25 protein-coding genes are annotated in these 25,794 nt (G+C 39.8%); 6 read left to right on the forward strand and 19 right to left on the reverse strand.

Annotated features, from left to right (window positions below):
- Positions 1–6: 6 nt before the first annotated feature.
- On the reverse strand, positions 7–1,221 hold the full coding sequence (locus tag BVC88_RS00615; RefSeq protein WP_075348708.1) for an NAD(P)-dependent oxidoreductase: 1,215 nt from the start codon (positions 1,219–1,221) through the stop codon (positions 7–9).
- Positions 1,222–1,253: 32 nt separating this feature from the next.
- Between BVC88_RS00615 and BVC88_RS00620 the strand changes: the two genes are divergently transcribed.
- On the forward strand, positions 1,254–1,829 hold the full coding sequence (locus tag BVC88_RS00620; RefSeq protein WP_075348709.1) for a methyltransferase family protein: 576 nt from the start codon (positions 1,254–1,256) through the stop codon (positions 1,827–1,829).
- Between the two features lie 25 nt (positions 1,830–1,854).
- On the opposite strand, the gene BVC88_RS00625 is transcribed toward BVC88_RS00620, so the two are convergent.
- The 4 genes from BVC88_RS00625 to BVC88_RS00640 are packed head-to-tail and all read right to left on the reverse strand — an operon-like array spanning position 1,855 to position 5,005.
- Complete coding sequence (locus BVC88_RS00625; protein ID WP_317044955.1) at positions 1,855–2,412, reverse strand: FKBP-type peptidyl-prolyl cis-trans isomerase; 558 nt, start codon at positions 2,410–2,412, stop codon at positions 1,855–1,857.
- Complete coding sequence (locus BVC88_RS00630) at positions 2,409–2,975, reverse strand: FKBP-type peptidyl-prolyl cis-trans isomerase (protein ID WP_075348710.1); 567 nt, start codon at positions 2,973–2,975, stop codon at positions 2,409–2,411. Before BVC88_RS00630 ends, BVC88_RS00625 begins: the two co-directional genes overlap by 4 nt.
- A gap of 27 nt (positions 2,976–3,002) precedes the next feature.
- Positions 3,003–3,929, reverse strand: a complete 927-nt coding sequence (locus BVC88_RS00635; protein ID WP_075348711.1) for an FKBP-type peptidyl-prolyl cis-trans isomerase — start codon at positions 3,927–3,929, stop codon at positions 3,003–3,005.
- A gap of 41 nt (positions 3,930–3,970) precedes the next feature.
- A complete protein-coding gene (locus BVC88_RS00640) occupies positions 3,971–5,005 on the reverse strand; it encodes a DHH family phosphoesterase (protein WP_075348712.1) in 1,035 nt (344 codons plus the stop codon).
- 183 nt (positions 5,006–5,188) lie between these two features.
- Between BVC88_RS00640 and BVC88_RS00645 the strand changes: the two genes are divergently transcribed.
- Positions 5,189–5,611 (forward strand): nucleoside-diphosphate kinase, encoded by a 423-nt coding sequence (locus tag BVC88_RS00645; protein WP_075348713.1) that lies wholly within the window; start codon positions 5,189–5,191, stop codon positions 5,609–5,611.
- Positions 5,612–5,688: 77 nt separating this feature from the next.
- On the opposite strand, the gene moaA is transcribed toward BVC88_RS00645, so the two are convergent.
- The 10 genes from moaA to BVC88_RS00695 all read right to left on the reverse strand — a co-directional run bounded on the left by moaA (position 5,689) and on the right by BVC88_RS00695 (position 14,068).
- Complete coding sequence (gene moaA, locus BVC88_RS00650) at positions 5,689–6,696, reverse strand: GTP 3',8-cyclase MoaA (protein ID WP_075348714.1); 1,008 nt, start codon at positions 6,694–6,696, stop codon at positions 5,689–5,691.
- Entirely contained in the window at positions 6,689–7,606 is a 918-nt protein-coding gene (gene moaCB / locus BVC88_RS00655; protein ID WP_075348715.1) for a bifunctional molybdenum cofactor biosynthesis protein MoaC/MoaB, read from the reverse strand. Before moaCB ends, moaA begins: the two co-directional genes overlap by 8 nt.
- A 3-nt stretch (positions 7,607–7,609) precedes the next feature.
- On the reverse strand, positions 7,610–8,038 hold the full coding sequence (locus tag BVC88_RS00660) for a molybdenum cofactor biosynthesis protein MoaE (protein ID WP_075348716.1): 429 nt from the start codon (positions 8,036–8,038) through the stop codon (positions 7,610–7,612).
- Between the two features lie 91 nt (positions 8,039–8,129).
- A complete protein-coding gene (locus BVC88_RS00665) occupies positions 8,130–9,137 on the reverse strand; it encodes a HesA/MoeB/ThiF family protein (RefSeq protein ID WP_075348717.1) in 1,008 nt (335 codons plus the stop codon).
- A 3-nt stretch (positions 9,138–9,140) separates the two neighbouring features.
- Positions 9,141–9,377 (reverse strand): MoaD/ThiS family protein, encoded by a 237-nt coding sequence (locus BVC88_RS00670; protein WP_075348718.1) that lies wholly within the window; start codon positions 9,375–9,377, stop codon positions 9,141–9,143.
- Between the two features lie 195 nt (positions 9,378–9,572).
- A complete protein-coding gene (locus BVC88_RS00675) occupies positions 9,573–10,745 on the reverse strand; it encodes a molybdopterin molybdotransferase MoeA (protein WP_075348719.1) in 1,173 nt (390 codons plus the stop codon).
- Between the two features lie 125 nt (positions 10,746–10,870).
- Positions 10,871–11,689, reverse strand: coding sequence for a TPM domain-containing protein (locus BVC88_RS00680; protein WP_075348720.1), 819 nt, complete (start codon positions 11,687–11,689; stop codon positions 10,871–10,873).
- On the reverse strand, positions 11,670–12,104 hold the full coding sequence (locus tag BVC88_RS00685) for a TPM domain-containing protein (protein ID WP_075348721.1): 435 nt from the start codon (positions 12,102–12,104) through the stop codon (positions 11,670–11,672). Before BVC88_RS00685 ends, BVC88_RS00680 begins: the two co-directional genes overlap by 20 nt.
- Before the next feature lie 11 nt (positions 12,105–12,115).
- Positions 12,116–12,706, reverse strand: coding sequence for a LemA family protein (locus tag BVC88_RS00690; RefSeq protein ID WP_075348722.1), 591 nt, complete (start codon positions 12,704–12,706; stop codon positions 12,116–12,118).
- A 108-nt stretch (positions 12,707–12,814) separates the two neighbouring features.
- Positions 12,815–14,068: a retropepsin-like aspartic protease gene (locus BVC88_RS00695; RefSeq protein ID WP_075348723.1), complete on the reverse strand. Its 1,254-nt coding sequence runs from the start codon at positions 14,066–14,068 to the stop codon at positions 12,815–12,817.
- Positions 14,069–14,281: 213 nt separating this feature from the next.
- Here BVC88_RS00695 and BVC88_RS00700 point away from each other — a divergent pair, with 213 nt between their 5' ends.
- On the forward strand, positions 14,282–14,752 hold the full coding sequence (locus BVC88_RS00700; protein WP_075348724.1) for a Fur family transcriptional regulator: 471 nt from the start codon (positions 14,282–14,284) through the stop codon (positions 14,750–14,752).
- On the opposite strand, the gene BVC88_RS00705 is transcribed toward BVC88_RS00700, so the two are convergent.
- A complete protein-coding gene (locus BVC88_RS00705; protein ID WP_075348725.1) occupies positions 14,749–15,183 on the reverse strand; it encodes an SRPBCC family protein in 435 nt (144 codons plus the stop codon). The genes BVC88_RS00700 and BVC88_RS00705 overlap by 4 nt on opposite strands.
- Before the next feature lie 13 nt (positions 15,184–15,196).
- Positions 15,197–15,811: a cytochrome c oxidase subunit 3 gene (locus BVC88_RS00710; RefSeq protein WP_075348726.1), complete on the reverse strand. Its 615-nt coding sequence runs from the start codon at positions 15,809–15,811 to the stop codon at positions 15,197–15,199.
- A gap of 122 nt (positions 15,812–15,933) precedes the next feature.
- On the opposite strand from BVC88_RS00710, the gene mfd reads away from it, so the two are divergent.
- Together mfd and gldJ are read left to right on the forward strand one after the other, a co-directional pair.
- The gene (mfd, locus tag BVC88_RS00715; protein WP_075348727.1) at positions 15,934–19,287 is read left to right on the forward strand and encodes a transcription-repair coupling factor; all 3,354 of its coding nucleotides are present in this window, start codon (positions 15,934–15,936) and stop codon (positions 19,285–19,287) included.
- Positions 19,288–19,465: 178 nt separating this feature from the next.
- Entirely contained in the window at positions 19,466–20,689 is a 1,224-nt protein-coding gene (gene gldJ / locus BVC88_RS00720) for a gliding motility lipoprotein GldJ (protein ID WP_075348728.1), read from the forward strand.
- Positions 20,690–21,026: 337 nt separating this feature from the next.
- Here gldJ and BVC88_RS00725 read toward each other — a convergent pair whose 3' ends face one another.
- Together BVC88_RS00725 and BVC88_RS00730 are read right to left on the reverse strand one after the other, a co-directional pair.
- Entirely contained in the window at positions 21,027–22,307 is a 1,281-nt protein-coding gene (locus BVC88_RS00725) for a sterol desaturase family protein (protein ID WP_075348729.1), read from the reverse strand.
- A 195-nt stretch (positions 22,308–22,502) separates the two neighbouring features.
- Positions 22,503–23,081, reverse strand: coding sequence for an outer membrane beta-barrel protein (locus tag BVC88_RS00730; RefSeq protein ID WP_075348730.1), 579 nt, complete (start codon positions 23,079–23,081; stop codon positions 22,503–22,505).
- Positions 23,082–23,290: 209 nt separating this feature from the next.
- On the opposite strand from BVC88_RS00730, the gene BVC88_RS00735 reads away from it, so the two are divergent.
- On the forward strand, positions 23,291–25,717 hold the full coding sequence (locus tag BVC88_RS00735) for an alpha/beta hydrolase family protein (RefSeq protein ID WP_075348731.1): 2,427 nt from the start codon (positions 23,291–23,293) through the stop codon (positions 25,715–25,717).
- Positions 25,718–25,794: the final 77 nt, after the last annotated feature.

Consider the following 25,794-nt stretch of genomic DNA (forward strand, 5'->3'; position numbering starts at 1 on the left):
TGTCGATTAGGACTCATCATCTGATTGGACAAAGTCAGTCAAGTACATAAACTCCAAGGTCAAATCCCCATCTCTTGCAATAGTTGCACGCTCAAGAATAGGCGCATTCTCCTCAAGTAATGCAGGAATGACCCACTTAGTCAATTGCTCTCCAAACTCCCTGCTTGCTTCTCTGGGAAGTTCACATGGCAAATTATCGATCGCCATCACAGAAATACTAGTCTGGCTTCCAAAAGCAGGCAAGGCCTCATGAGAATCTCGATCTACATCAAAAACGGGGTCAGTGATCGTGGAAGACTTGATGGTTGTAGGCACAGATCCATTGATGTCACAGGAGATATCTGCAATGACTGAAATTTGAAAATCATCACTTGCGATTTCATCAAGTTCAAAAAGTCTTGGTGCGGCTGGATCCCAATAGGCAGCAGAAATCAAAATCTCAGCTACTTCAGTGAATTTTTGAAAGTGACTTTCGTATCGCTCCGGATATTTATGAAATTCAGCCCGATCATAGCCACCATCTGATTTCCTTCTGTAATAATCCTCAGATTTCAACATTACAAATACCGGTTCTTCATAATAATGGAACAAGAACTCTTCTTTAGAAATCTGCTTGATATTCAGTTTTTGTAAAATCTCCAAAACTCCTTTTGCAACCCTTCCAGTACCGGTCACCGCGATCTTTATAGGAGGCAATTGTACTTTGGTAAGCTCGGCGTGAAGCTCTTGGAGATCAAAACAGTCCTTGGCTCGTTTCAGATCAAAGAGTGCTGTCTTCTGTCCGTAGGTCCAGAAGGCATTATATGCGCCCACGATTCCTGCCCATCTTCCAAAAGCAACCACACGATTGCCTTCTTCATCTTTCAATACTTCATAATCCAGCAATCGGATATTCTTTTCAAGGATAGCTTTTAATAGCTTTCTATTGTAAGGCTGCTTTTTCATCGTATGAGAAAAGAAAAAATAGGTTTTCTCTGGAATCAACTGATCGATTTTCACCTCTTTCACGCCAAACAATACGTCACATGAAGAAATGTCATCGACTACTTCTATTCCCGCATCAAGATATTCTTGGTCAGTAATTACACGGACATCACTCGATTCCACCTGAATACTTATTTTACCGGCATAATCCCTCTGGATTACTTGAAGCTGGCTAGGGGTAAATGGAACTCGTTTGTCTGGAGGGTTTTTTCCTTCGCGGATTATTCCGATTTTCATAGGTTATTTACACTGGGTAATCAATCATTTAGATGGAATATGTACTTCTCACTCTTTCTTGGACTATATTTTACACACTTCACTCCTTATTGGCAAGTTCGAAGTTAAAAAGAATTTTGCGTGTAAAAATTGGTTCCGGCTTTAAATGGTACCGTCTTTTTTATTCTGCTTTCTCGCTAGTCTTAATTATAGGCATAATGTTCCAATCGGCTTTGATCCCAAAAATGATCTGGATATCAAAAGGTTCGTTTACAATGTACTTGGGATATTTATTTGCCGCTTTCGGAACGATCATTCTAGTAAAATCTGCAAAAAAGATAGCACTCTCAAATTTTATAGGTTTCAATACTTCGGAACAAAAGCCTGAAAAATTGGTAATCTCGGGTATTTATTCAAAAATAAGACACCCTCTTTATGCAGGCCTCATATTGGTGTTTTTAGGTTATCTCTTCTTTTCTGGAAGCGTGACGGCAGCAGTCCATTTGGCCTGCTTGTTAGCCTACTTGCCTTTTGGAATTTATTTTGAAGAAAAAAATCTTATTGATCTATTCGGAGATCAATACAGAGACTATCGATCTAAGGTGCCAGCTATTTTGCCTTGGATATAAAAAAAGAGGGCCTTAGCCCTCTTCATTAATCTATTCCTTTGAAATCGACATCGAATATCAAAATTGAATTCGCTGGGATTCTGCTATTATTTGTTGAATTACGATAACCGTATGGGGATGGAATAACCAGCCTTGCTTTGGAGCCAGGACGCAACCTGCCAAAACCGATATCCCAACCAGTAATAACGCCTCCGGAACTTTTTACAAAACTAAAAGTGACATAGTTTCTGCCCTCTACGAAGATTCCATTCTCAACGGCTATTTGCTCGATGCTGGTATCAAAGACAGAACCATCGCTCATCAATGAACCTATGTAATCAGTGTAAACTACATTTCCACTAGTTGGACGAGTACCGTTTCCTTCCTCCTGCACGATGATGATTACACCGCTTGGATCATGGATTCGGTAAAGACTATCTATGCGTGCTGTATCGAGGTATGCATCAATTTTTTCACGATCTATAGCAAGATTAGCGTCTGAATCATAGACTGGTCCTGTAGCAAAAGGATTGGTCGGCTCGCAACTGCTTATTGCTACCAATAGCACTAATCCAACTAAAATACCTAATTGTCTATTCATCATTGCTGTGGTCCTGCTTTTACTTCAATTAAATCCACTTCAAAGATTAGCGGTGCGTTTTGCGGAATACCCTGCGGAGGATTATTACCATAGGCATACTCTGAAGGAATCAGAATCGTTGCTTTATCTCCTAGTTCCAACTGAAGTAATCCATACTCGAATCCAGATATTACAACTTGTGGAGAACTATTAGAACTAGTTCGGAATCTCAAGGGTACATATCGTCGCTGAGAACTGAAAATGTTATTTTGTACCGCTACCGCTTCTATTGAGGTATCAAAAATTACATCATTTACTAGAAGTCTTCCGATATAATCGGTACTGATGGTATCTCCTCTAGCAACTGTAACTCCGCTATTTGAAAGCTCTTGCCAGATTACCCTGATACCAAGGACAGGATCGTTGAATTCCTTCACATTGACCAAATTACTGGTTGCAACATATTCATCGATGGCCTTAAGATCTTTTTCAAATATCGCCTCAATTGTATTTTCTTGATCGATACAGGAAATAAATCCGATCGAAGCGAAAACAATAACAAGGAGTCCGACTAATTTAATTTTCATGGTAATCTTTTAGAGTAGGGTTTACTTTTATTTTTGAACGTCAGTGACCTCTACGTCAAAAATCAAAGGAGAGTTGGCTGGAATCATTGCTCCTGCACCAGATTCTCCATACGCCAAAGGAGAAGGGATTAGAAATTTTGCTTTTGACCCTTTTTTCAAAAGAAGCAATCCTTCATCCCAACCTGGAATAACTTGACCCATTCCTACGTTTACTGGAAGTGGAGAATATTCTCTTCCTTCATTAAAGACATTATTTGCTTTGGCAATTTCTGGATAAGAAGTATCGAAGAGTGTTCCATCTAACAGATATCCAGCATAATTTACATACATAGTTGTTCCTGGAGTGACTACATCACCTGATCCTTCCTGCTCAATTACATAATAGAGTCCATTTTCTGTTTTTTGAACATTCAGACCTTTCTCCTTTGCATAGGCTTCGATAGTACTTGCCTCAGCTGCCAATTGAGCCACTGCTCTTTCAGCTCTTTTAGAGTCTTCTCCTGCCATTACTTTTTCAAAATATGCCTGAATGCCAGCTTCGTCCATTTCTTCAAAAGCTCCTAAATTCACTTTTACCGTTTCGTCTTCCTTTAAGAAAGGAGGCACGTTAGCACCGAAAATAGTTTTAGCTGTAGATTGGAAAACTATACTATCACCTTTCTTCAAATTCAAGAAAATCTCATCCATTCCATTATTGGTTGGAAGAGAGTCATTTGCCTGCAGATACCCTGGCATAGGTTGGTCAGCAGTTGAGTAAATCACTGAATCAGAACCATTGGTGATCTGAAGGTTGTAAAGCAAAAAGTTTCCATTTGTTGCTTTTGTAGAACCTTCTTTGATATAAGTGTATTCTATTCCGTCTTTCTCAGTCACTTTTGTTTTCTGACAAGAAGACATTGTAGTTGCTCCCATCAAGAGAACAGCTAGTGCCAAAAGGCTTTTTGATTTTTTCATAAAGTTTATGTGAATTTTCAAGGTAAAACTAGGGAGATTTTTTAGGCTGTAAGAGTCACTTCGGCAAATAATTCGGATTGATGTTTGTCCACCAAGGACTCAAATAATTCAACTGTCTCTTTCAAGCCTAGAGAAGATTTTCCTCCGGCAGCATTTTTATGCCCTCCGCCGTTAAAATAAGCTGCCGCAAATTTGTTTACTGCCACTTCTGTACTTGATCTAAAGGAAATCTTGATACCATCCTCGCGCTCTGAAAATAGTGCGGCAAGTTTAATGCCCTCCAAAGATAAGGCATAATTGACCAATCCTTCGGTGTCACCAGTTCGGCTTTGATATTTTTTAAGATCTTTTTTACTAATTGTAAAATAGGCAAGATGCAAATCCTCCCGGATCACCAATCTCCTCGAGATTGCAAAACCGATAAATTTCAGTCGATTAACCGAATTAGAATCATAGATCCAGTTGGCTATCTGTGAGGTATCTGCTCCTAAATCCAATAATTCAGCTACAACGAGGTGAACGTTTTTGGTTGTGTTTGGATGACGAAATCCTCCCGTATCAGTCATGATGCCTGCGTAGAGGCATTCCGCAATATCTTTGTCTATCAGAGATTTGTCTCCTAGATCCACGATTAACTCATAGACGAGCTCACAGGTAGCTGCAGCTTTTGTGCTCCAAAGCCTGTAATCTGCAAAATCCTCCGGATCCTGATGGTGATCAATATTTACTACATAAGCATCAGAATCTCTAATCAACTCACCAAGTTCATTCACCCGATGCAGCACAGAAAAATCAAGGCAAAAGATCACTTCTGCTTCTTCTAGCTTTTTCTTGGCTTGATTGACATCATTCGGATTGCTGAAATCAAGAACATCTTCATTCCCTTTCATCCAATTGAGAAAACTCGGATAATCGGATGGAGTCACCACTGTCACATCATGACCTTTCTTGATCAGGTAATTAGCAAGACCAAGCGAGGAGCCTAATGCATCAGCATCTGGCTTGACATGGGTAGTGATAAATATTTTTTTTGGGGAGGATATCTCTTTTGCAAATGAGGCTAAAGCTTCCTTCATAGATATTTAGCGGCACTTTGGCTTTAGTGTGGTGCAAAGGTCAATATTTTTTTGGCAATTCCAAAGCAGTGCATTTCCCTGAAAATTAAGTCGCTAAAGTATAAATCAAGAAGTTTTTTCGGAGATTGGCGCGAAAAGCTATACTTTTGCAGCCGATTTAAACCAATTAAAATATAAAAACCCATGGCAACAAACAGAACATTTACCATGATTAAGCCGGACGCTTTCAAAGCGGGCAACTCAGGTGCCATTTTGAAAATGATCGAGGAGGCTGGATTTAAAATCGTAGCCATGAAAGCTACCCAATTGACTCCTGCACTTGCTGGTAAATTCTACGAGGTACATCAGGAAAGACCATTCTACAAGGATCTATGTGCATATATGTCTTCTGGACCTATCATCGCTGCTATCTTAGAAAAAGAGAATGCAGTGGAAGACTTCAGAACTTTGATCGGAGCTACCAACCCTGCAAATGCTGCTGAAGGAACGATCAGAAAGATTTTTGCTACCTCAATCGAAGCAAACGCAGTTCACGGATCAGACTCTGACGAAAACGCTGCCATTGAAGGTGCTTTCTATTTCTCAGAAACAGAGCGAGTAGGTTAATTCTAACTGAAACTAATTTAAAAAAGCACTCTTTCCAGAGTGCTTTTTTTGATTTTGGTCAAAGTGAAAGGATAGTTTTATCCCCCAATCGCAATCATGCTTCGATTCTGACTATGTAGTTCGGGATCAGAAAGCTTTTCCATATTATCCATTCCTGCACGAACAGCTTTCTTATGGTAAATTGAATCCAAAATCAACTCCTCCACATCACCATCCGCTCGCATCACTTTCAAAAGATCGGTTTCCCGATTTGAAAAAAGACAATTTTTTATTCGACCATTTGCAGTAAGTCGAATCCGATTACAAGTCCCGCAAAAAGGATTGGTCACTGAACTTATAATCCCAAATTCCCCCTGAAAGCCCTCAATCTTGAACTTCCGTGCGGTAAGGTTTTTTTCATCAGGAAGTGAAATCAGATTGGCTTTGCCAAATTCTCCTTCGACTTGAGTCAAGATCTCTGCTTCAGACACCAGTTTGGACTTATTCCACTTGTTGCCATCAAATGGCATAAACTCAATAAATCTTACGGAAATCGGCAAGTCTTTCGTCAGCCGGATGAAGTCTATGATCTCATCGTCATTTTCGCCTTTCATCAAAACACAATTGATTTTGAGTTGAAATTGCTCCTCAATGGCTAAATGAAAGTTTTCCATTGTTTTCTGAAAACCAGTTCGTCGAGTCATTTCCAGAAATCTACTTTCTTTCAAGGTATCTAAGCTAAAATTCAGGTGCTTAATCCCAAGATCTTGCAAAAGCACAATATTTCGATCGAGCAGCATGCCGTTTGTAGTAATGGAAATCTCAACCGGAAAAGCAGCCAATAGCCTCGCGATGTCGGCAAAGTCCTTTCGCAGGAACGGCTCTCCTCCAGTCAATCGAATTTTCTTTACCCCGAAACCCACAAAAATCTCTGCAAACTTACCAATCTCCTCAGCTGTCATCAAGGATTTGGCAGGGCTAAGTGGAATACCATGCTCCGGCATGCAATAGGTGCAACGAAGATTGCACTTTTCAATCAAAGAAATCCGCAGGTAATCGTGCTTCCTTCCAAATTGATCGATCAGAGTTTTGTTTTGCTCAGTCATTTGCAGCGTGGGTGGTTCCCTTTAAAACTTTAAATACATGAAGCAAATGTGGGAAAACAGCGTCCATGGATTCCGATGCTCCTTTGGTAGAGCCTGGTAAAGCCAAAATCAGGCAATTCCCGATCGTGCCGACTACCGATCTTGAAAGCATGGCATAAGGCATGATTTGCTGTCCGTAGCTTCGAATTGCTTCCTCAATTCCAGGAATGCGCCGCTCCAATATTGGCTCCAAAGCCTCCGGAGTCACATCTCTTGGAGAAAGGCCCGTCCCTCCTGTAAAAATCAACAGCTGAACCTGATCGCAAAGATCCAGTGCAGTGGCTCTGATTTTGGCGATTTCATCGGGAACGACCGCATAGTTTTTCACTTCTACACCTTGATTTTTTAATTTTTCAATGATTGCTTTTCCTGCTCCATCTTCTTTTTCTCCAGCGGAAATCGAGTCCGAACAAACAATCACTCCTGCCAGAATAGTACTTGGATCTTGCCTTTTAAAGCTGCTTTTTCCGCCCGTTTTCTCTTCCAGCCCTATTTCACGAATTGTAATTCCTTTGTCAATTGGTTTGAGCATATCATACATAGTCAAGGCAATTACCGATGCGCCATGCATAGCTTCAACTTCAACTCCTGTCTTGTAAATTGTTTTGACTGTGATGAAAATATGGATTTCCAAACCTTCTATTTGATACTCTACAGCAGTGTATTCAATCGGAAGCGGATGACAATCCGGAATAGTCAGATGGGTGTTTTTAACAGCAAAAAGGCCCGCCACTTTCGCCATCTCAAAAACATTTCCTTTGGGAACACGATTTTCTGTAACCGCCAAAATCGTTTCTAGGCTGCTTGTATGTACGATTGCTTTCGCTTTTGCCACACGAAGTGTGGTGATTTTATGCGTGATATCCACCATCCCTTAGCTATTTACCTTCCATTGGAAATCCTCATTTTCAAAAATCTCCTTCCCAAAAATAGGGACCTGCTCTTTCACTTGATTCACTAAGTATTCGGTTGCTTCATAGACTTGCATTCTACGCTTAGCCGAAACAAAAACAAAGAAACAAATCTCACCAACCTTCACACGTCCGAGGCTGTGATAAATATGCAGGCAAGTCAGATCGAATTTTTCAAAAGCTGATTCCCTGATTTCATGAAGCTTTTCGTTAGCCATTTCCTCATAAGCACTGTATTCGATTGCAGTCACTTGCTTGCCTTCTATCTCGTCTGAACGAACTTGGCCCAAGAAAATATTATGAGCCCCAATACTGTGCTTGCTTTGGTGCTTTGCAATGGATTCTGCTATAAATTCTGAGGCAATTGCCCCTTCAAGAAAAGTCTTTTTCATCTGTTTATATTTTTTTTATATGCCAAATGGAATCTCGCAGAATATAATCATCCCAGTGTGTGACTTTTTAGTCATGCTCGATTTCATGTGTTTATAATTTTTCTAGAATTTCTTTTGCTCCGCCTTTGATGAGACGAATTTGGGTAAATCCCAGTTGATTAAGTATTTCGGCAGCAGTCTTACTACGTTTACCAGTTTGACAAAAGATGCAAATTTCTTCTCCCTTATCAAATAATTTTACCTTTTCGGCAAGTGTTGAAAGCGGAGTATTTAGAAAGTTTTCTTTTAAAATCTCCGGTTTTTCGTCCTTTTCCCGAACATCCAACACTCTCCCCTTAGATTGGATTACTTCTTCAATGGAAATGTATGGAAAGGAAATTTGTTCCAATCTGGAGTTATTTTCTGGTCTCTTTTCAAATTCAAAAATCTGCTGGCTACAAGAAAGCAAATCGTAAATCAATACTTTTCCCGAAAGTACCTTCCCGAATCCTCCTACTATTTTAATCGCCTCATTGGCCTGCAGCATTCCTATCAATCCTACTGTGGTGCCTATGACACCGGCATCTGAACAGGAAATTGCACCTGCGTCAGCAATCGGAAAAAGGTCTTTGTAATTTGGACCATTCTCAAAATTGAAAACCGATACTTGCCCATGAAACTGATGAATAGAACCATAAACCCAAGGAATACCTAGCTCTTCACAAAAATCATTCAAGAGGTATCTTGCCGAAATCTCATCGGTTGCATCAATGATCAAATCAAAGTTTTGAAGCTGATCCTTTGCATTTGAAACCTCCAAAAATAAATCAATTGCGTGGACCTCCACTTCTGGAAAATTTGTGTTCAAATACTTTTTTGCCTCTTGGGATTTTAAAAGGCCAATTTGATTTTGGGAATAAAGTAACTGTCGATGAAGGTTGCTAGCGGCAATTCGATCTCCATCCATAATCCCAAGGGTTCCTATTCCTGCAGCCGCCAAATAAGGTAATACTGCACAACCTAGTCCTCCTGCCCCGACGACTAGGATTTTGGAGTCTTTCAGCTTTTTTTGACCTGAAACTCCCAACTGAGGCAATATAATTTGTCGGCTATAGTCCATTGGTTATCCACCTGAAAAGGCTGGTAATAACGCGATTTCGTCTCCGTCCTTTAATTCCAGCCCATCCATTTCCTTGACAATTTTACGATTTACAGCGATTTGAAATTCATAGGAATCAAGCTGATACTTTTCTGTCAAATCCCCAATCAGAGATTTTAAAGTTATGCCTGGGGAGGAAATTGTTTCTCCTTCGCTTTTTGCTGCTTCAGCTATGATTCCAAAATAGTGGACCTTAATCATGATTTTTTTTCTAAGCCTTCAATTTACAAAAGGGCAGCATAACAACTCCAATTTTTGAACATTGATTTACGTCCAAATATGTAATGGAAATTAGATTAAAACCTGAAATCCCTTCGATAAAAGGAATGGCTGAGGGACAAAAAAAGTTTCGCCACCATGTGTCACACCTTCGAAAATAAAGGCCGGTAAATAGAACTATCGATTTATTGGTAGAAAAGAAACTGACTCCCCTTTACCTATTTCTACTTGATCGGAGGGAAAAAAAAGAATTGCATTTGCCATGGCAAAAGAAATCAACATGCTGGAAGCTTGTTTTTGGAGCACTTCAATTTCCCCATTTTCCTCAGTGGACAATAGAAAGAGTGCTTTCCCAAACTTATTTTCTACTGCTTTCTTCAGGATTCCTTTTTGGAAATTCATCTGGATTGGGAGTCCGGAAATCATTTTTCGAAGTGCTGGAGCCACATAAATCAAGAAGCACATCATGGTAGAGGCGGGATTTCCCGGAAGTGCAAAAACTTGCTTTTCCCCTTTCTTACCATACCAAAGAGGTTTACCTGGTTTTTGATTGACCTTGTAGAAAATCTGCTTAACTCCGTTGCTTAGCATAGCCTCTTCTACAAAGTCATAATCCCCAACTGAAATTCCTCCGGAGACGATTAAAACATCCGATTCCAAACCTTTCGAGATCGCCTCATTCGTAGCATTCTGATCGTCTCGGCATTGGATAATTTGATGCACAGGGATTCCCATTGCCTCAATTGCCTGCTGAATCATCAGCGAATTACTCTCATAGATTTTTCCATCGGAAAGGGGTTGATCAAGTGGTTGAATCTCATTTCCCGTGACAATAATGCTGACCGTCGGCTTGGAAATGACAGGAACCAAGGTCAATCCAAAGCCTGCTAAAAATCCGATTAATGGAGCATTGATTTTAATTCCTTCATGAAGTGCCAAGCTCCCTTTTTCGATCTGCTCACCAATCGATCTCACATTGGCAAACTGCTCTGGCATTTTAAGAATGCGGATTCCGTTTTCGGTTTTTTCGACATGTTCCTGCATCACCACCGTGTCGGCTAAGTCCGGAACTCGAGCTCCTGTAAAGATCCGAACTGCTTGATTTTTTGACATGGGGATTTCCAAAGAATCCCCTGCTTTCGATTCGCCTATAACCTCAAGCTCATTAAGTCCGGTATGGATAAATGCGTATCCATCCATTGAGGATTGCCTGAATCGGGGCAGACTGAATGGAGCATAAATATCCGCTCCAAGCGTAGCGCCCATAACTGTTTGTATTGGCTGAGAAATCACCTCCAACTTTGAGGTATTTTGATCAATAAGACTTAGGGCCTCTGTTACAGAAATCATACCGCTAACCTAAGAAAACAAATCAATATTCACCCATTACAAGCTTTTGGAATCGACTCAAAAAAAATCAAGCCTCCAAAGTTGGAAGCTTGACAAATTTTTAAATTCTAAACTATTGATGGAATTTACCAGCTTCCACCAGCTCCGCCACCGCCAAAACTTCCACCACCGAAGCCACCAAAACCGCCTCCGCCACCTCCACCGAATGAACCTCTTCCAGAGGAGAAGTCTCCATATTTTCCACCGCCACCTTTCAGCATATTGGCCAACATAATAGTAGTCCAAAGATCAACTCCTCCACCTTTGCCACCCATATGGTTATTATTGTCATTCTTGTTGCGAAGTAATGGCAAAATCACAAAGAAAAATATAAAGACCAAAAGCATGATCAAAGCACCTCCGCTATTCCCATCAGATTGAACCTCCTCCGCAGTATACTCTCCTGAAGCCAGCTTGATAATCATATCAGTGGCTTGATCGAACCCTTGATAGAATTCGCCTTTTTTGAAATTTGGGATAATCAAATTTTGAACAATTCGCTTGGCTAGCGCATCGGGCACTGCACCTTCCATCCCGTAGCCAGTCGCAATGAATACATCACGATCTTCCATTGCTGCGAGAATCAGAATTCCATTATCATTTAATCCACCTCCAATACCCCATTTTTCTCCCAATTGAAAGGCATAATCCGAAATATCATATTGCCCAACTGACTTCAAGATCACGATCGCAATTTGTGTTGAAGTACTGTCATTGTATGCAACTAGCTTATTTTCCAGTTGGGCTATTTCCGACGGTGAAAGCGTCTGAGTAAAATCATTCACCAATCTGGGAGGATTTGGTTTAGGCGGAAAGTCCTGTGCTAATAGCCCAGAAACATTAGAAAGGAATAAAAGAAATAGGAGGATTGAAGTAGCCTTCATTTTATCCAAAGGAAATTTCATCCGGTAGTTCGTTTTGATCGGAACCCTTGTCATAAGGAAAGAAATGGTAGAGCTCTTCTCCCGCCATTTCTATCCCTGTGATGAGCCCTGTTGTAAATTGGCCGGAGCGAAAATTCTCAGCCATTTTTTCTTTGATTTTTTCCCAAAAATCTGCTTCCACAACTTGGTTGATTCCTGCGTCACCCAAGATGGCAAACTTGTGATCTTCTACTGCCAAATAGAAGAGTACACCATTTCGATCTTTGGTTTGATACATCTTTAAAGTTTCGAAAAGCATTGCAGCACGATCCATCAGGTCGCCCTTGCAATGATTTTCGATATGAACTTGGATTTCTCCTGATGTACGTGTTTCAGCAGCTCGGATTGCGGATACTATTGCCTCCCGATCTGCTGGTGAGAATAATTTCTCAGCCATGATTTTGGTTATTAAAATTGTACGCTTGGTGCATTCTCGGCTCCTTCAGAAGCTGTGAAAGTTCCCTTAGCCTCAAATCCATACCAACCTGCGAATATGTTATTTGGGAATATTCTGATTTCTTTATTATACGCCACCACTGATTCGTTGAAATTACGTCTGGCGACAGCGATTCTATTTTCTGTGCCTTCGAGCTGAGCCTGAAGTTCCAAGAAGTTTTGGTTAGCTTTCAAATCAGGATATCGCTCTACCGTCACCAGTAATCTACTAAGGGCACCTGATAGTTGATCTTGAGCTTGCTGGAATTGCGCAATATTGGATTCATTCAAATTGGTCGGGTCGATAGTCATCGAGGTTGCCTTAGCTCTAGCTTCAATCACTCCGGTCAGGGTTTCCTGCTCAAAGTCAGCATATCCTTTTACTGTATTTACTAAGTTGGGAATCAGATCAGCTCTTCGCTGGTATTGGGTCTCAACTTCTGCCCACTGTCCATTTATAGTTTCTTCTGCTTGCACAAAAGAATTATACGACCCTACAGCCTTACTGTAAATAAAGATTCCAATAACGCCTAGTACTAGAATTGGGATTAATAGTTTTTTCATTTTAGATGGGTTTTCAAAACGTTGATATCACGAATAAAAAGACAAGAAGTTTTCTTCCTGCTTCGAAATTCAAAAATACCGTTTTTAAGTTAAAGGCTAAAGAATTGCTCAAATCTGTTTTTGAAGCCTTACTCTTACACTTAGGCTTTCCCATTTTTTAGAATTTACAGGATCATACCTTCGGAGCTCAAGTTCAATGACCCGGCCTTCTTCAGATCGTAGCAATTTATTGATCTCCACGAGCTCCCAAATGAAGACCGGAACTTTGTTAATTGCAATAATTTCATCAAGCGGAAGCGCTCCAGATCTTGCTCCGGGGGAGTTTTCCCGGACATCGGAAATAAAAAACCGAGTCTGATCCACTGGCAATTTTTTAATTGACAACCCACTCATGTCAAATTCAAAAGGAGAATAAAAATTACTCGCCTTCTTAATAAAAATACGCTCTCTTGGATAGTCAAAAATCACCTTTGTTCTTCCTAAGACCTCAGCTCCGAGGCTTCCCTGTCGACCGGAATCCTTGATCACATAGCTAAAAGCAGTGGTGTCCGGGTAAGAGGTCAGTACCTCTTCCAGTTTGAGGTTCGCAATTTTGAGGTAATCTACTCGTCCAATGAAACCATATAAAAGTCCACCCAAGCTTTGTCCTATTTCCGATTCGATTACCTTGGAAGGCATTTCAATATCATCAGTGGTCTCTCGATTAAGAAGAAGACCATGGTTGGCACCGGTATCAATCAAAAGCTTTGGCTCAATGATTTTTCCGCTTTTTTGCTTCACCTTGGCTTGTACATAAGGCTTATTATCCTCTACCGAAAGCTCCAGTTTTTTGAAAAAAGGGGGCCTCCATTTCAATGCTTTGTTTTTAAAAAAATCCAACTTTCCATCATCATAATTGATTCGAATCGGATTGTATTTGAAGAACTCGTAGCCTAGAATCCCATAAACTGGCACTCCTATGACTGATTCTAATTCGAGAAAATCCTCTTCCAAAACCAAAAGATTTTGAAAATTTCCAACAATTGGGCCTAGATCCAATTGATTGACCGGAGACACAGATGCCATCAAATTGGTCGTTCCATCTGCACCGACCAAACTCAATCTCCTACTGTATTCGAGCCCGAGCTCATCTCCAAGCGTCTTACTGAACAGAATGTTTGCCCGTACTCCTGTATCGATCATAAAATTTACAGGTTGGTTGCCGTTGATAGATACTGGTACGATGATCAGACTATTCGATGAGTAAAAGGGAATGGTCACCTTTCGCTTATCTTCTTTCAAAAAAAATCCCGGCACCTGAGTCCAGCCTTGGAACCAGGAAATAAATAATAAGAAGTACGTTAGCGCAATCTTTTTAGGCATTTGTAATCGAATGAGAATAATTAGATAGAAGTTAAAACATTTAAACTTAATCTTCTGATTTGACCTTTGTAACCAATAGCAAGGGGAAAAAGGTTTCGGTAATCAAACCGAATTAGTATTAATTTAGATTAAACCCAAATTACGATAGATTGGATTTGTGGTTTGTCAAAAAATAAAGAATGATCCATCTTTAATTTTACGACTCAAAAAATTATGGCCGATAAAGCGCTTATTGAAAAGGCGAAAAAAATCTTTGAAAACTTTCTTTTAAAGCAAGGAAGCCGTAAGACTCCGGAGAGATTTTCGGTAATCGATGAACTTTACTCCTTGCCCGAGGATGAGCACATGGATGTTGAGGGCCTTTTTCTTAGTATGAGAAACAAGGGCTATACTATAAGCAGAGCCACTATTTATAATACATTGGATCTTTTGGTAGAGAGTGGTCTTGCCGTAAAGCATCAATTCAAGGATAAGGTCGCTCTTTATGAACAGGCGCTAACTTATAAGCATCATGACCATCATGTATGCAATCAATGCAGGAAAATCCGGGAGTTTTCGGATCCAAAAATCAATGAAATCAAAGAAGCGATCGGGAAGAAATTTGAATCTAATATTCAAAGTCATTCACTTGTGCTCTATGGAGATTGTAAAATCGAAAACTGCGAAAACCTCCAAATTCACTAAGTAAATATTTTCTTGTAAATAGGCTTTCGATAAGCAAACTGAAGAAGCATTGCCGGATAAAGCAGCCATGTAAGCAACAAAAATGGCGCTTGATACTCAATCTCATCTCTAATAATCGAGTTTTCACCATCCTTGATAATTCGATGTTTATGTGTCCACTTTTTTAGAAAAAAAGGAAGTTCAATTCCTTTATCGATAAAGTAAAACTCTTTTTCATCCGTCTGATCTTCAATGATTTTGCTAGTCCATTTTTGCTTGAAAAAAATAAAATTCAACTGAAGAGAAACCAAATCACCCGTGGATGATCCATCAAACCGGAGTAATTTGACAGGAGGAAAAGGTGGGCTTAGTTTGGTGAAAAGGCTCTCGTCAAACCCTTCTTTTACCTGCAGATATCCCTGCTCTACATGTGTCTCAATTACTAATTTCATAAAATAAGTGTGATTAAAAGCTAAGGATAAACAAGACAAACAAGATAAGCCAAATCAAATCCATGAAATGCCAGTAAACCGTAAAAAGCCTGATCCTCATTTTTTCAAAAGGATTAGTAAGTAAAATCAGATGTTGAATTTCATCTTGTTGCTTCTTCTTCATTTCAATAAGAAGTATTATCGCAAAAATCATTGCACCAAGCAAGTGGAAAATATGGATGCCTGTCAGCAAGTAAAGAAAGCTACCACTTGGAATTCCCTGAAAATCAATCCCCATCGCATCCAGCTCATACCATCCGACAATCTGTAGTCCCGTGAAAAGGATTCCAAGCCAAAGTGTATTTCGCAACGAGTTAATTAATTTATCTGTTCGCTCTTCGATAAAATAAAGTCTCATTTTAGTAGCGGTATAGCCGCTCAATATTAGTAAAAGCGTGGAAATCAAGAAAGCCACCGGAATGTGGTGATTGAAGCCCTCTAGTTGGTTCAATCCTGAAAAAACAAATGCAACCACGAGAAACAGAAAGATCAGACCACTTCCTATCATTCCCAGATAAAGTAAGGTTTCGTAGGGATGCATGCGCTCCAATTTCTGAAACCAAGTTAATTGTGAACTTGAATTGCTCATATTCTGACAAACATTATAAAGGCGCATAGGTTCAGAAATTTGTAAATCTAAATCAATTCAGAATCCGAGAACTGAGAATCCACTAACTTTGGGATTCGATTTCTCCTTCAAAATAAATCTCCTTGGATCGTCAGTCATTTCTTTCCATTTACCAATCCGACCCCGTTTTTCAGACCATCGAGCATGAGATCATGCAAGATGGCAAAATCACCTACCAGCTAAAAGGCCTTTCCGGCAGTTTGGACATGGTGCTTTTCAGTGCCCTATTCCAAAAAAAGGGTGGATTTCATCTGATAATAGCACAGGACAAAGAAGAGGCTGCTTATTTGAATTCGGATCTACAGAACCTCCTTCAAACTGAGGAGCATATGGTCTTCCCGTCAAGTTTTAAAAAAGCATATAACTATGAGGAAGTAGATAATGCGAACGTCTTGATTCGATCGGAAATATTGAATCTTATCCTGGAAGATCGGACAAAGTCCCGCATAATCATCACTTATCCAGAGGCTCTTTACGAACGGGTGATCAATAAACGATCGCTTCGCGAAAATACTTTCACAGCCAAAGTAGGAGAGCAGGTAGATATGGAATTTGTTTCCGAGCTTTTGAGTAGTTATGATTTTGAGCGAACCGATTTCGTCTACGAACCCGGTCAATTTGCAATCCGAGGAGGAATTTTAGACGTTTTTTCATTTTCCAATGAGCATCCTTATCGTCTAGAGCTTTTTGGAAAAGAAATAGAAAGTATTCGAACTTTTGACCCTGAAAGCCAGCTTTCAATTGCCGTTGTGGATCATCTCTCATTGATTCCAAATGTTCAAACCAAGCTCCTCCAGGAAGTCCGCCAATCTTTTCTAGCATTCTTGCCGGAGCATTCTAAAATATGGATCAAAGATCTCCAACTGACTAAAGATGTGATGGATGAATGCTTTCACAAAGCAAGTCAAGAGTTTGATCAGATAGTCAGAAAAACAAAAAACGACAAACTGGTGCTCAAGCCAGCTGACTTATTTGAAAATGGAAATGACTTTATTCAAGAAGTCGATCCTTTTTCTAAAATTGAATTTGGGCGACAGTTTTATTTGAAAAATGCCAAGCAAAGTACTTGGGACAGTCAACCACAACCTTCCTTCAATAAGAATTTCGATCTGCTTGTTAGCCATTTGTCGGAAAATGAAAAGAAAGGCTATACGAATATCATCACTGCAGAAAACGAAAAACAAATTGATCGGCTTATCGGGATTTTCAGGGAATTAGATCCCACGCTTGAAGCACAAAGCATGCTTTTGGGACTCCGTGAAGGATTTGAGGACCGTCAATTAAAAATTGCCTGCTTTACAGATCATCAGCTTTTTGAGCGGTTCCATCGCTATAAAACTCGTACCAAAGCCAGTAAATCAAAGGCGCTTACCATTAAAGAACTCAAAGCTCTTCATCCAGGAGATTACATTGTCCATGTAGATTATGGAGTAGGAAGATTTGCAGGATTGGAAAAAGTCGATGTTTCTGGCAAAATGCAGGAGGCTGTAAGATTGATTTTCAGAGATGATGATCTTTTATATGTAAACATTCACTCTCTCCATAAAATATCTAAATACTCAGGTCAAGAGGGTAGTGCACCTGCCATGTCTAAGCTGGGATCCCCAGAGTGGGAAAACAAAAAAACCAGGGCTAAAAAGCAAGTAAAAGATATTGCCAAAGACCTGATTGCCCTCTATGCTAAGCGAAGATCGGCACCAGGGTTTGCCTTTAGTTCTGATTCCGTATTACAGATCGAATTGGAATCCTCTTTTATATATGAGGACACTCCAGATCAGGCTATTGCGACTCAGGATGTAAAAACCGATATGGAAAAATCCTATCCTATGGATCGTTTGGTATGTGGTGATGTGGGTTTTGGGAAGACGGAGGTAGCGATTCGGGCAGCCTTCAAAGCAGTTAATGATCGGAAACAAGTGGCCGTATTGGTCCCGACAACAATTTTAGCGATGCAGCATTACCAGACTTTCAAGGAAAGACTGGAAAATCTCCCGCTAAAAGTTGATTATATCAATCGCTTTAGAACAGCTAAGGAAATCAAGGAAATCGTATCTCAAGTAAAATCCGGAGAGATTGATATTCTGATCGGCACTCATAAAATTGTCAACAAAGACATCGTATTCAAAGACCTAGGATTATTAGTCATTGATGAGGAGCAAAAATTTGGTGTGAAAGTAAAAGATCAGTTGAAAAATCTCAGGGTCAATGTAGATGTCTTGACTTTGACGGCTACTCCTATACCAAGAACACTTCATTTTTCATTGATGGGCGCTCGGGATCTTTCTGTCATCGCAACTCCCCCTCCGAACAGGCAGCCAGTCACAACTGAAGTCCAGACCTTCCAAGAAGAAGTAATTCGAGATGCTGTTGCGTACGAATTGCGTCGAGGTGGCCAAGTGTTTTTTGTGCACAATCGAGTTGGGGAGATTGATTCCATTGCCAATCTGATTATGAAGTTAGTACCGGATGCAAGGGTAATCGGGGCACATGGCCAGATGGATGGGAAAAAGTTAGAAAAGATCATGGTTGATTTTATCAATCATGAATACGATGTGCTAGTATCTACAAATATTATCGAATCCGGACTTGATATTCCAAACGCAAATACCATTTTGATTAATAGAGCTCATATGTTTGGTTTGAGCGATCTACATCAAATGCGTGGCCGAGTTGGGAGAAGCAATAAAAAGGCTTTCTGTTACCTTTTGACCAGTCCAATGTCCGGATTAACACCAGAAGCCAGAAAGCGACTCCAGACTCTGGAAGAATTTTCTGATCTCGGAGACGGATTCAAAGTAGCGATGAAAGACTTAGACATCCGGGGTGCAGGTAATCTATTAGGCGCGGAGCAAAGCGGATTTATTTCAGATTTGGGATTTGAGATGTATCATAAGATTCTGGATGAAGCAGTTCAAGAATTAAAGGAAAATGAATTCGCATCACTTTTCGAAGTAGATCTAGCAGAGAAAGTAAAGGTTCTTGTTCAGGATTGCACCATAGAGACTGATTTGGAATTGTTGATTCCAGAAGAATACGTAGGGAATATCAGTGAGAGGTTAGGGCTTTATTCCAAACTGGATGCAATCAAAAACGAAGAGGAATTAAGCAAGTTTTCTACTATGCTTTTGGATCGCTTTGGACCCCTTCCAGAATCCGTTGAGGATTTAATGGAGACCGTGAGATTGCGATGGAAAGCAGAAAAACTTGGAATAGAAAAGCTGACACTTAAAGGAAATCAGATGAAATGCTATCTGCTTCCTGCTAGTCGAGATGATTTCTATTCTTCTGATACATTTCAAAAAATCATGCGATTTGCTCAATTCAATACAAGGAACTGTAAAATAAAGGAGTACAAGAATCGTTTGATTCTTACATTGTCAGGTGTTTCGAGTATTTCAAAAGCACAAGTGAAGCTTAAAGAGATGAACGAATCTTAAAAAAATTAACATTTTTACTGGCATAAATATTGCAGTTTTGCACAACTATTCTGTAGTTAAATGAGATTTTAAGCGCTTTTAAGGCACTGTTAAGTTTATTTGATCATCAGAAATCATTGCAAGTGCTTGACATTGCATTTATATTGCATCGATAATTAGACCTAAACGAATACAAAATATGCGTCTGAGTAACAAATCTTGGGGAATGTGGGTAGCCGCTTTTGCGATTGTAGGAAGCTCTATTCTAACCTCATGTAACAAAACACCTGGTTATGGCAGAAGGACTGCAAACAACCCTGGTAAAAAGAGTGCTACAACCGGTCAGGAATTCAGTTTTGAAGAAAATGACTCGACAAACTTTTTCGTAGCCAAAAATGCTGAACAAATCCCTGGGCCGAATCTAAAGTTCATTCAAGGCGGTCGTGCTGTTTTGGGATCCCAAGAAGAGGATATCATGGCTTTCCGAGATAATTTGGAGCGAACCGTGACTGTTTCCAATTTCTATCTGGATGAGACAGAAATCACTAATAATGATTACCGCGAGTTTCTTTTTGATATGAAAAAGAAAGTAAGCGCTGATTCACTGTTAAAATTAGAGCCATCTGAAAATGTATGGAAGGGCGCAATGTCTTTTAATGACATGTACCAATCTTATTATTTCAGATTCCCTGGATTTAACTTTTACCCAGTTGCTGGTGTATCTTGGAGTCAAGCAAATATCTATTCAAAATGGAGAACTGAGTTTGTACAGGAGTTAATAAGAAAAGAAAGAGAAATTGATTCCACGTTTACTAAAACTCAATTAATCGAGAGAGGTGTAGCGTTGGCAGATTATCGTCTACCAACTGAAGCTGAGTGGGAATATGCTGCTAAAGCAATGATTGGAACTCAATATTTGGACGAAAATCAAGAGTATGGAAGAATCTATCCATGGGATGGTCGTGGTGTCAGAAACCCTTACAACGTAAAAAGAAAAGGTAAGCAAGGTGATCTGCTAGCTAACTTCAAAAGAGGTAGAGGTGATTATGGAGGAATTTCCGGTAATCAGCGAAATGATGGTGAAATTATCCCTACTAACGTATATGACATGGCTCCTAATGATTTCGGGCTTTATCACATGGCAGGAAACATGAATGAGTGGGTTCAGGATATTTATCGTCCTCTTTCTTTTCAGGATTTTGACGATCTAAACCCAGTTAGAAATAGTGGGGTATATGATGAAGAAGATACATATGAGACTTCTATGTTGACAGACGAACTACGTGTCTACAAAGGAGGATCTTGGAGAGATGTTACTTATTGGCTTGCCCCAGGTACCAGAAGATTTATGCATCAAGATTCTGCAACCAACGATATCGGTTTCAGATGTGCGATGATTTCAATCGGAGAGAAAGGAAAATAACTCTTAAGAACACATTTAAAAATACCCTTGGCTAATACTAACCAAGGGTATTTTTTTTACTGTTAAAAACCAATCCATATTTTTCAGAAGTAGATTAGGGTAGATAAATTCAGTGGATTTTGGTGAAACACTGCTACTACAAAATTTTCGCACATTAAATTAATCCAGTCAGAATCTTTACCACCAGACTTTACCAAAACCCGGATTAAGAATAAAATCCCGTATTGAAGGTTTAAATGGTAAAAAAAAGTCCTGAAGTTTCCCGTCGAAGGAATCTCATCGCAATAAATCGAAGCGGTTTAAAACTGTAATACAACTTCTATTGAATATCTCGGTTTTAGGAGATGCTAACCATCTTTCGCTCATTCTTGACACTGATTCCTTCCGATTTACAGAACCAAAAAACAACGATAGGCGAAAGTGCAAGAATCGTCATAATCATAATCGATCCGAAAGGAATGGAATCATTCAAACCAAACCAATCACCGGACACGAGAATAATTGCTAAGCCTGAGATACTTTTTAAAATTTCCCAAATCCAAGCTTTCGGATTTTTATCCATCAACTCTGTGTAAGCATAGACAGTCAAAAAGATAAATGCTCCATAAATAAAAATGCCAGGTGAACCAATAGAAGCAATATTGCCAAACATATAAAACACATAAAACACAAGCATCAGAAACTGAAAAATACTCCATCGAAGCAATGCCGGGGAGAGTAAAGGGCTGTATTTTTCAAAATGATATACATCCTCGATTTTTTCAACTGGAAACTTCTCCTCAACATCTGCTGGTCTCCAGCCCAATGGCATAAACCAGATTTTTAATTTATCCTCCCATTTGGAAGCTCTCCAGGCATCTTTGATTAAGAGCCATAAATGCATGAAATTGATTTTGATCGGGTTCCAGGTTCTTACTGGTCGAGTCACCCCATAGACAGCAGGCACATCTTCCAACTCTTCTTGAAACGTACCGAAAAACTTATCCCAGAAAATGAAAATTTGTCCATAATTCTTGTCCAAATAAATTGGATTGATCGCATGATGTACCCGATGGTGAGCTGGAGTAACAATAATATGCTCCAAAAAACCCATTCTCTTGATATGTTGAGTATGATACCAAAACTGGGCAAAAAGATGGATTGGGCCTACTTCTGCGATTACTTCTGTTGGAACTCCCAAAAATGCTGCTGGCAATAGAAACACGGTGAAAATCCTTACAAATGAAGATATACTTTGCCTTAAAGCACAAGCTAAATTGAACTCCTCACTACTGTGATGAATAATGTGATTGTTCCAAAAAATATTGTACTCATGGTTGATTCGGTGTACCCAGTAGCCAGAAAAATCCAAGGCGACGAAGGCAATCAAAAAGGTAAGCCAACTTGCATTTACATGGGTCAATGCTACATGATCAACCAGCCAGCCATAAGAAATAATAGCTATACTCAATCCCAGCACATCTTTGGTAACATTGGTAATACCTGAACTCAGGCTTGAAAGCATATCATTCGTTGGTACCGTATCATTATTCTTATACCAGCCATACCACTTTTCCAATAGAACTAAGACCAAAAAAGCTGGCATTGCAATTAATAATATCTTTCCGTAAGTCTCCATTTTTTAATTTTCCAAGATTAAAATACTGAAATAAACTGATTCCGAGCAAATTTTTAACTGTCTGGGAAATCATATCAAATTTAGTTTTGAAGTTTTTTCTCCAACAACTTTAATGAGCTTTTCTACTAAGCTATTTCAGGCACAAAAAAAAGGAAGCCTCCACTTCCTCTTTTTGATTTATTTTAATTCTAGATCTTAAAGCCTAATCCTGATTCCAGCATTAGCGAATAAGCCATTCGTTTTTCCAAAATCGATATTGGTAAAACTAGTTTGCAAATCGGTCACTGACCATTCATAGCTAATATCCACAAACAAAATCGAGAAATTCAGTCCAGCACCAGCAAAAACGCCCCAAGCCGGAGAATTAACATTATCCTTATTTACACCTTCTCCAGTATCTGTCACAAAGAAGCCTGAAGGACCTCCAAAAAGGCGAAGTGACGCAGTGGATTCTGAGTTTCCAATAAGGTTGTATCCAAGCGCTAAAGGAACTCTTATTCCTTTTAAATCTGCTTTCAAATCCGGCTGAGTCAAATTATCTGAAGATGAGAATTCTGCAGATTTACTTTGATAAAAAATTCCGGGTTCCACATAGATTTTTTCACCAAAGGCTACACTTGCCCCAATCTGCCATCCTGTTCTTCCATTTGCTGTTCCATCTCCATTTGACACTACATCAGTAAAGTTTACACCCACTGTTGGTTTAATGGTTTGTCCTTTAGTCAGATGAACCATTCCTATACTAAAAAGAATGACAATTATTATTTTTTTCATGGTTTCAGATTTTCTTTTTTTGTATCAAAACTTCATTCAATAGTGCTAAAATTAGTTTTATTCTCAAAATAATTTAACGAAATCCACTCATGGCTATGCGCTTATCCTAGAATCATGCAGTATTCAAGTAAGATACAGACCACTTATGAAGTTTACGAAAAGGTTTATTTATCAGGTTTTATCTTCATGCAAACTAATCCAATCAGAATATGAAACGGGTAATACTAATTATTATCTCCATTCTTGGGACTTTCTATCATCAAGGAATAGCCCAAACATCCTACCAAACTCCTCCAAAAGCAATTGCCGATTTGGTTAATGCACCGAGTACCCCATCTGTAAGCTTTAGTAAAAATGGCGACTGGATGATGCTTCTCGAGCGGGCAGACAATCCGAGCATAGAAGAACTTTCGCAGCCCGAGCTTCGAATAGCTGGACTACGAATCAATCCTGCCACATCAGGGCCAAGCCGGGGAAGAGGCGTAGAAAACATCAAGATCAAAATGACTCAAAGCGGTGAGGAAATCCAAATCAAAGGATTACCTACCAAGCCAAGTATGGGAGGGTTTGCCCTTTCAAAAGATGAAAAATATTTAGCTTTTACTCAAACAGAAGCTAATGGAATTAGCCTTTGGGTAGTAGACTTAGGCACTTTTGAAGCCAAAAAACTAACCGATCCAATTTTAAATGAAACCGTCGGAAATTCGATGGCTTGGACTCCGGAAAATCAAATCCTTATAAAAGCAGCCAACCCAAACAGAGGCGGGATTCCACAAAAACCTTCAGCGCCAGCAGGCCCGATCGTCCAGGAATCTACTGGAGAAGCTTCTCCAAACCGGACGTATCAGGATCTTTTGAGCAACCCGTATGACGAAAAATTATTCGCTTATTTCATAGATTCCCAAATCATGCTGGTCGATTTAGACGGGAATAAAAAACCTATCGGTCCTTCCGGAATGATCAAGTCAATGGATCTTTCTCCTGATGGAAAATTCCTCCTGGTTGACCTTATTAAAAAGCCGTTCTCCTATTTAGTACCTGCTTCCAGATTCCCCTACGACGTTGAGATATGGGACAGAACTGGTAAAAAAGTCAAGACCTTGGCACAGATTCCTTTGGATGAAAATCGCCCAACTGGTTTTGATGCAACTGTGACAGGGCCAAGAAATATCAATTGGAGAGCTGATAAAGGAGCAATGCTATATTGGGTAGAAGCACAAGATGGTGGTGATCCTAGAAACGATGTGAAAGATCGTGAGATCATTTACACACTGGATTCACCTTTTTCTGGAGAAAAGAAAACCCTAGCAACCACTCCTTATCGTTTTGCTGGAATCGCTTGGTCAGATGACAACTTTGCGATCATGAACGAGCGCTGGTCAGCGAGCAGAAAGGAAATGAGATCTGTAATCAATCCTTCTAAGCCAGATCAAGCTAAAAGAGTGATCATCGAGCGCTCTTCTGATGACCTTTATAATGATCCAGGAGATCCACTTTTTGTAGAAAACGAATTTGGGAAAAATGTCCTGATGCGAAATGGCGATTTGGTTTTCATGACCAGTCCAGGAGGATCACCTGATGGAAATATGCCTTTCTTATCCACATTTAACACTAAAACCAAAGAACAAAATATCCTCTGGAGATCGCAGGCTCCCTATTATGAAAGAGTAGTAAAAGTCTTGGATGATTCGGGTTCAGAGTTTATTACTCTGAAAGAAAGCACCGATATTCAGCCAAACTATTGGCTAGTTAATACCAAAAAGCGGATGGCTCCTCTCCAAGTGACCAATTTTGCGCATCCATACGAATCCCTAAAAGGAATCCAGAAGCAGCAGGTCACCTATTCGAGAGAAGATGGTTTAAATCTTTCTGCAGTAATCTATACTCCAGCTGGATATGACCCGGCAAAAGATGGCACGCTTCCAGTGCTAATGTGGGCTTATCCACGAGAGTACAAGTCCAAAGAAGTTGCGGCTCAAGTTAGAGGTTCTAAATATGCGTTTACACGTCTAAGTTGGGGCTCACCGATCTATTGGGTGACTCGAGGCTATGCGATTATGGATCAGACAGAGATGCCAATCGTGGGTGAAGGTGACAAAGAACCAAATGATTACTTTGTTGAGCAATTGGTATGGAATGCTGAGGCTGCCATAGACAAAATCGTAGATATGGGAATCGGTGATCGGATGAGAATCGCAGTGGGAGGTCATTCCTATGGTGCATTCATGACAGCTAATTTGCTTTCTCATACAGACCTTTTTGCTGCGGGAATCGCGCGAAGTGGTGCCTATAACCGAACCCTTACTCCATTTGGGTTCCAGTATGAGCAGCGGACTTACTGGGAGGCTCCGGAGGTGTACTTCAACATGTCACCTTTCTCTTATGCACACAAAGTGACAACTCCAATCTTGATGATTCATGGCGAAGCGGATAATAATTCCGGAACCTTCCCGATTCAGTCTGAGCGTTATTATAATGCTTTAAAAGGACACGGAGCAACAGCAAGATTGGTTTTCTTACCTAATGAAAGCCATGGCTATGCCGCTCAAGAATCCATTCTGCATACACTTTGGGAAATGGATACTTGGCTAGAAAAGTATGTGAAGAATAAGAATACGATGGATAAATCGAAGTAAGTTGGAAAACTTAAAACCCCACTCAAATTAAATTTTGAGTGGGGTTTTTACTTTTTAGGATGGATTGGGATACTATT

The sequence above is a fragment of the Algoriphagus marinus genome (genome assembly GCF_001936475.1).
GTDB classification, from domain to species: domain Bacteria; phylum Bacteroidota; class Bacteroidia; order Cytophagales; family Cyclobacteriaceae; genus Algoriphagus; species Algoriphagus marinus.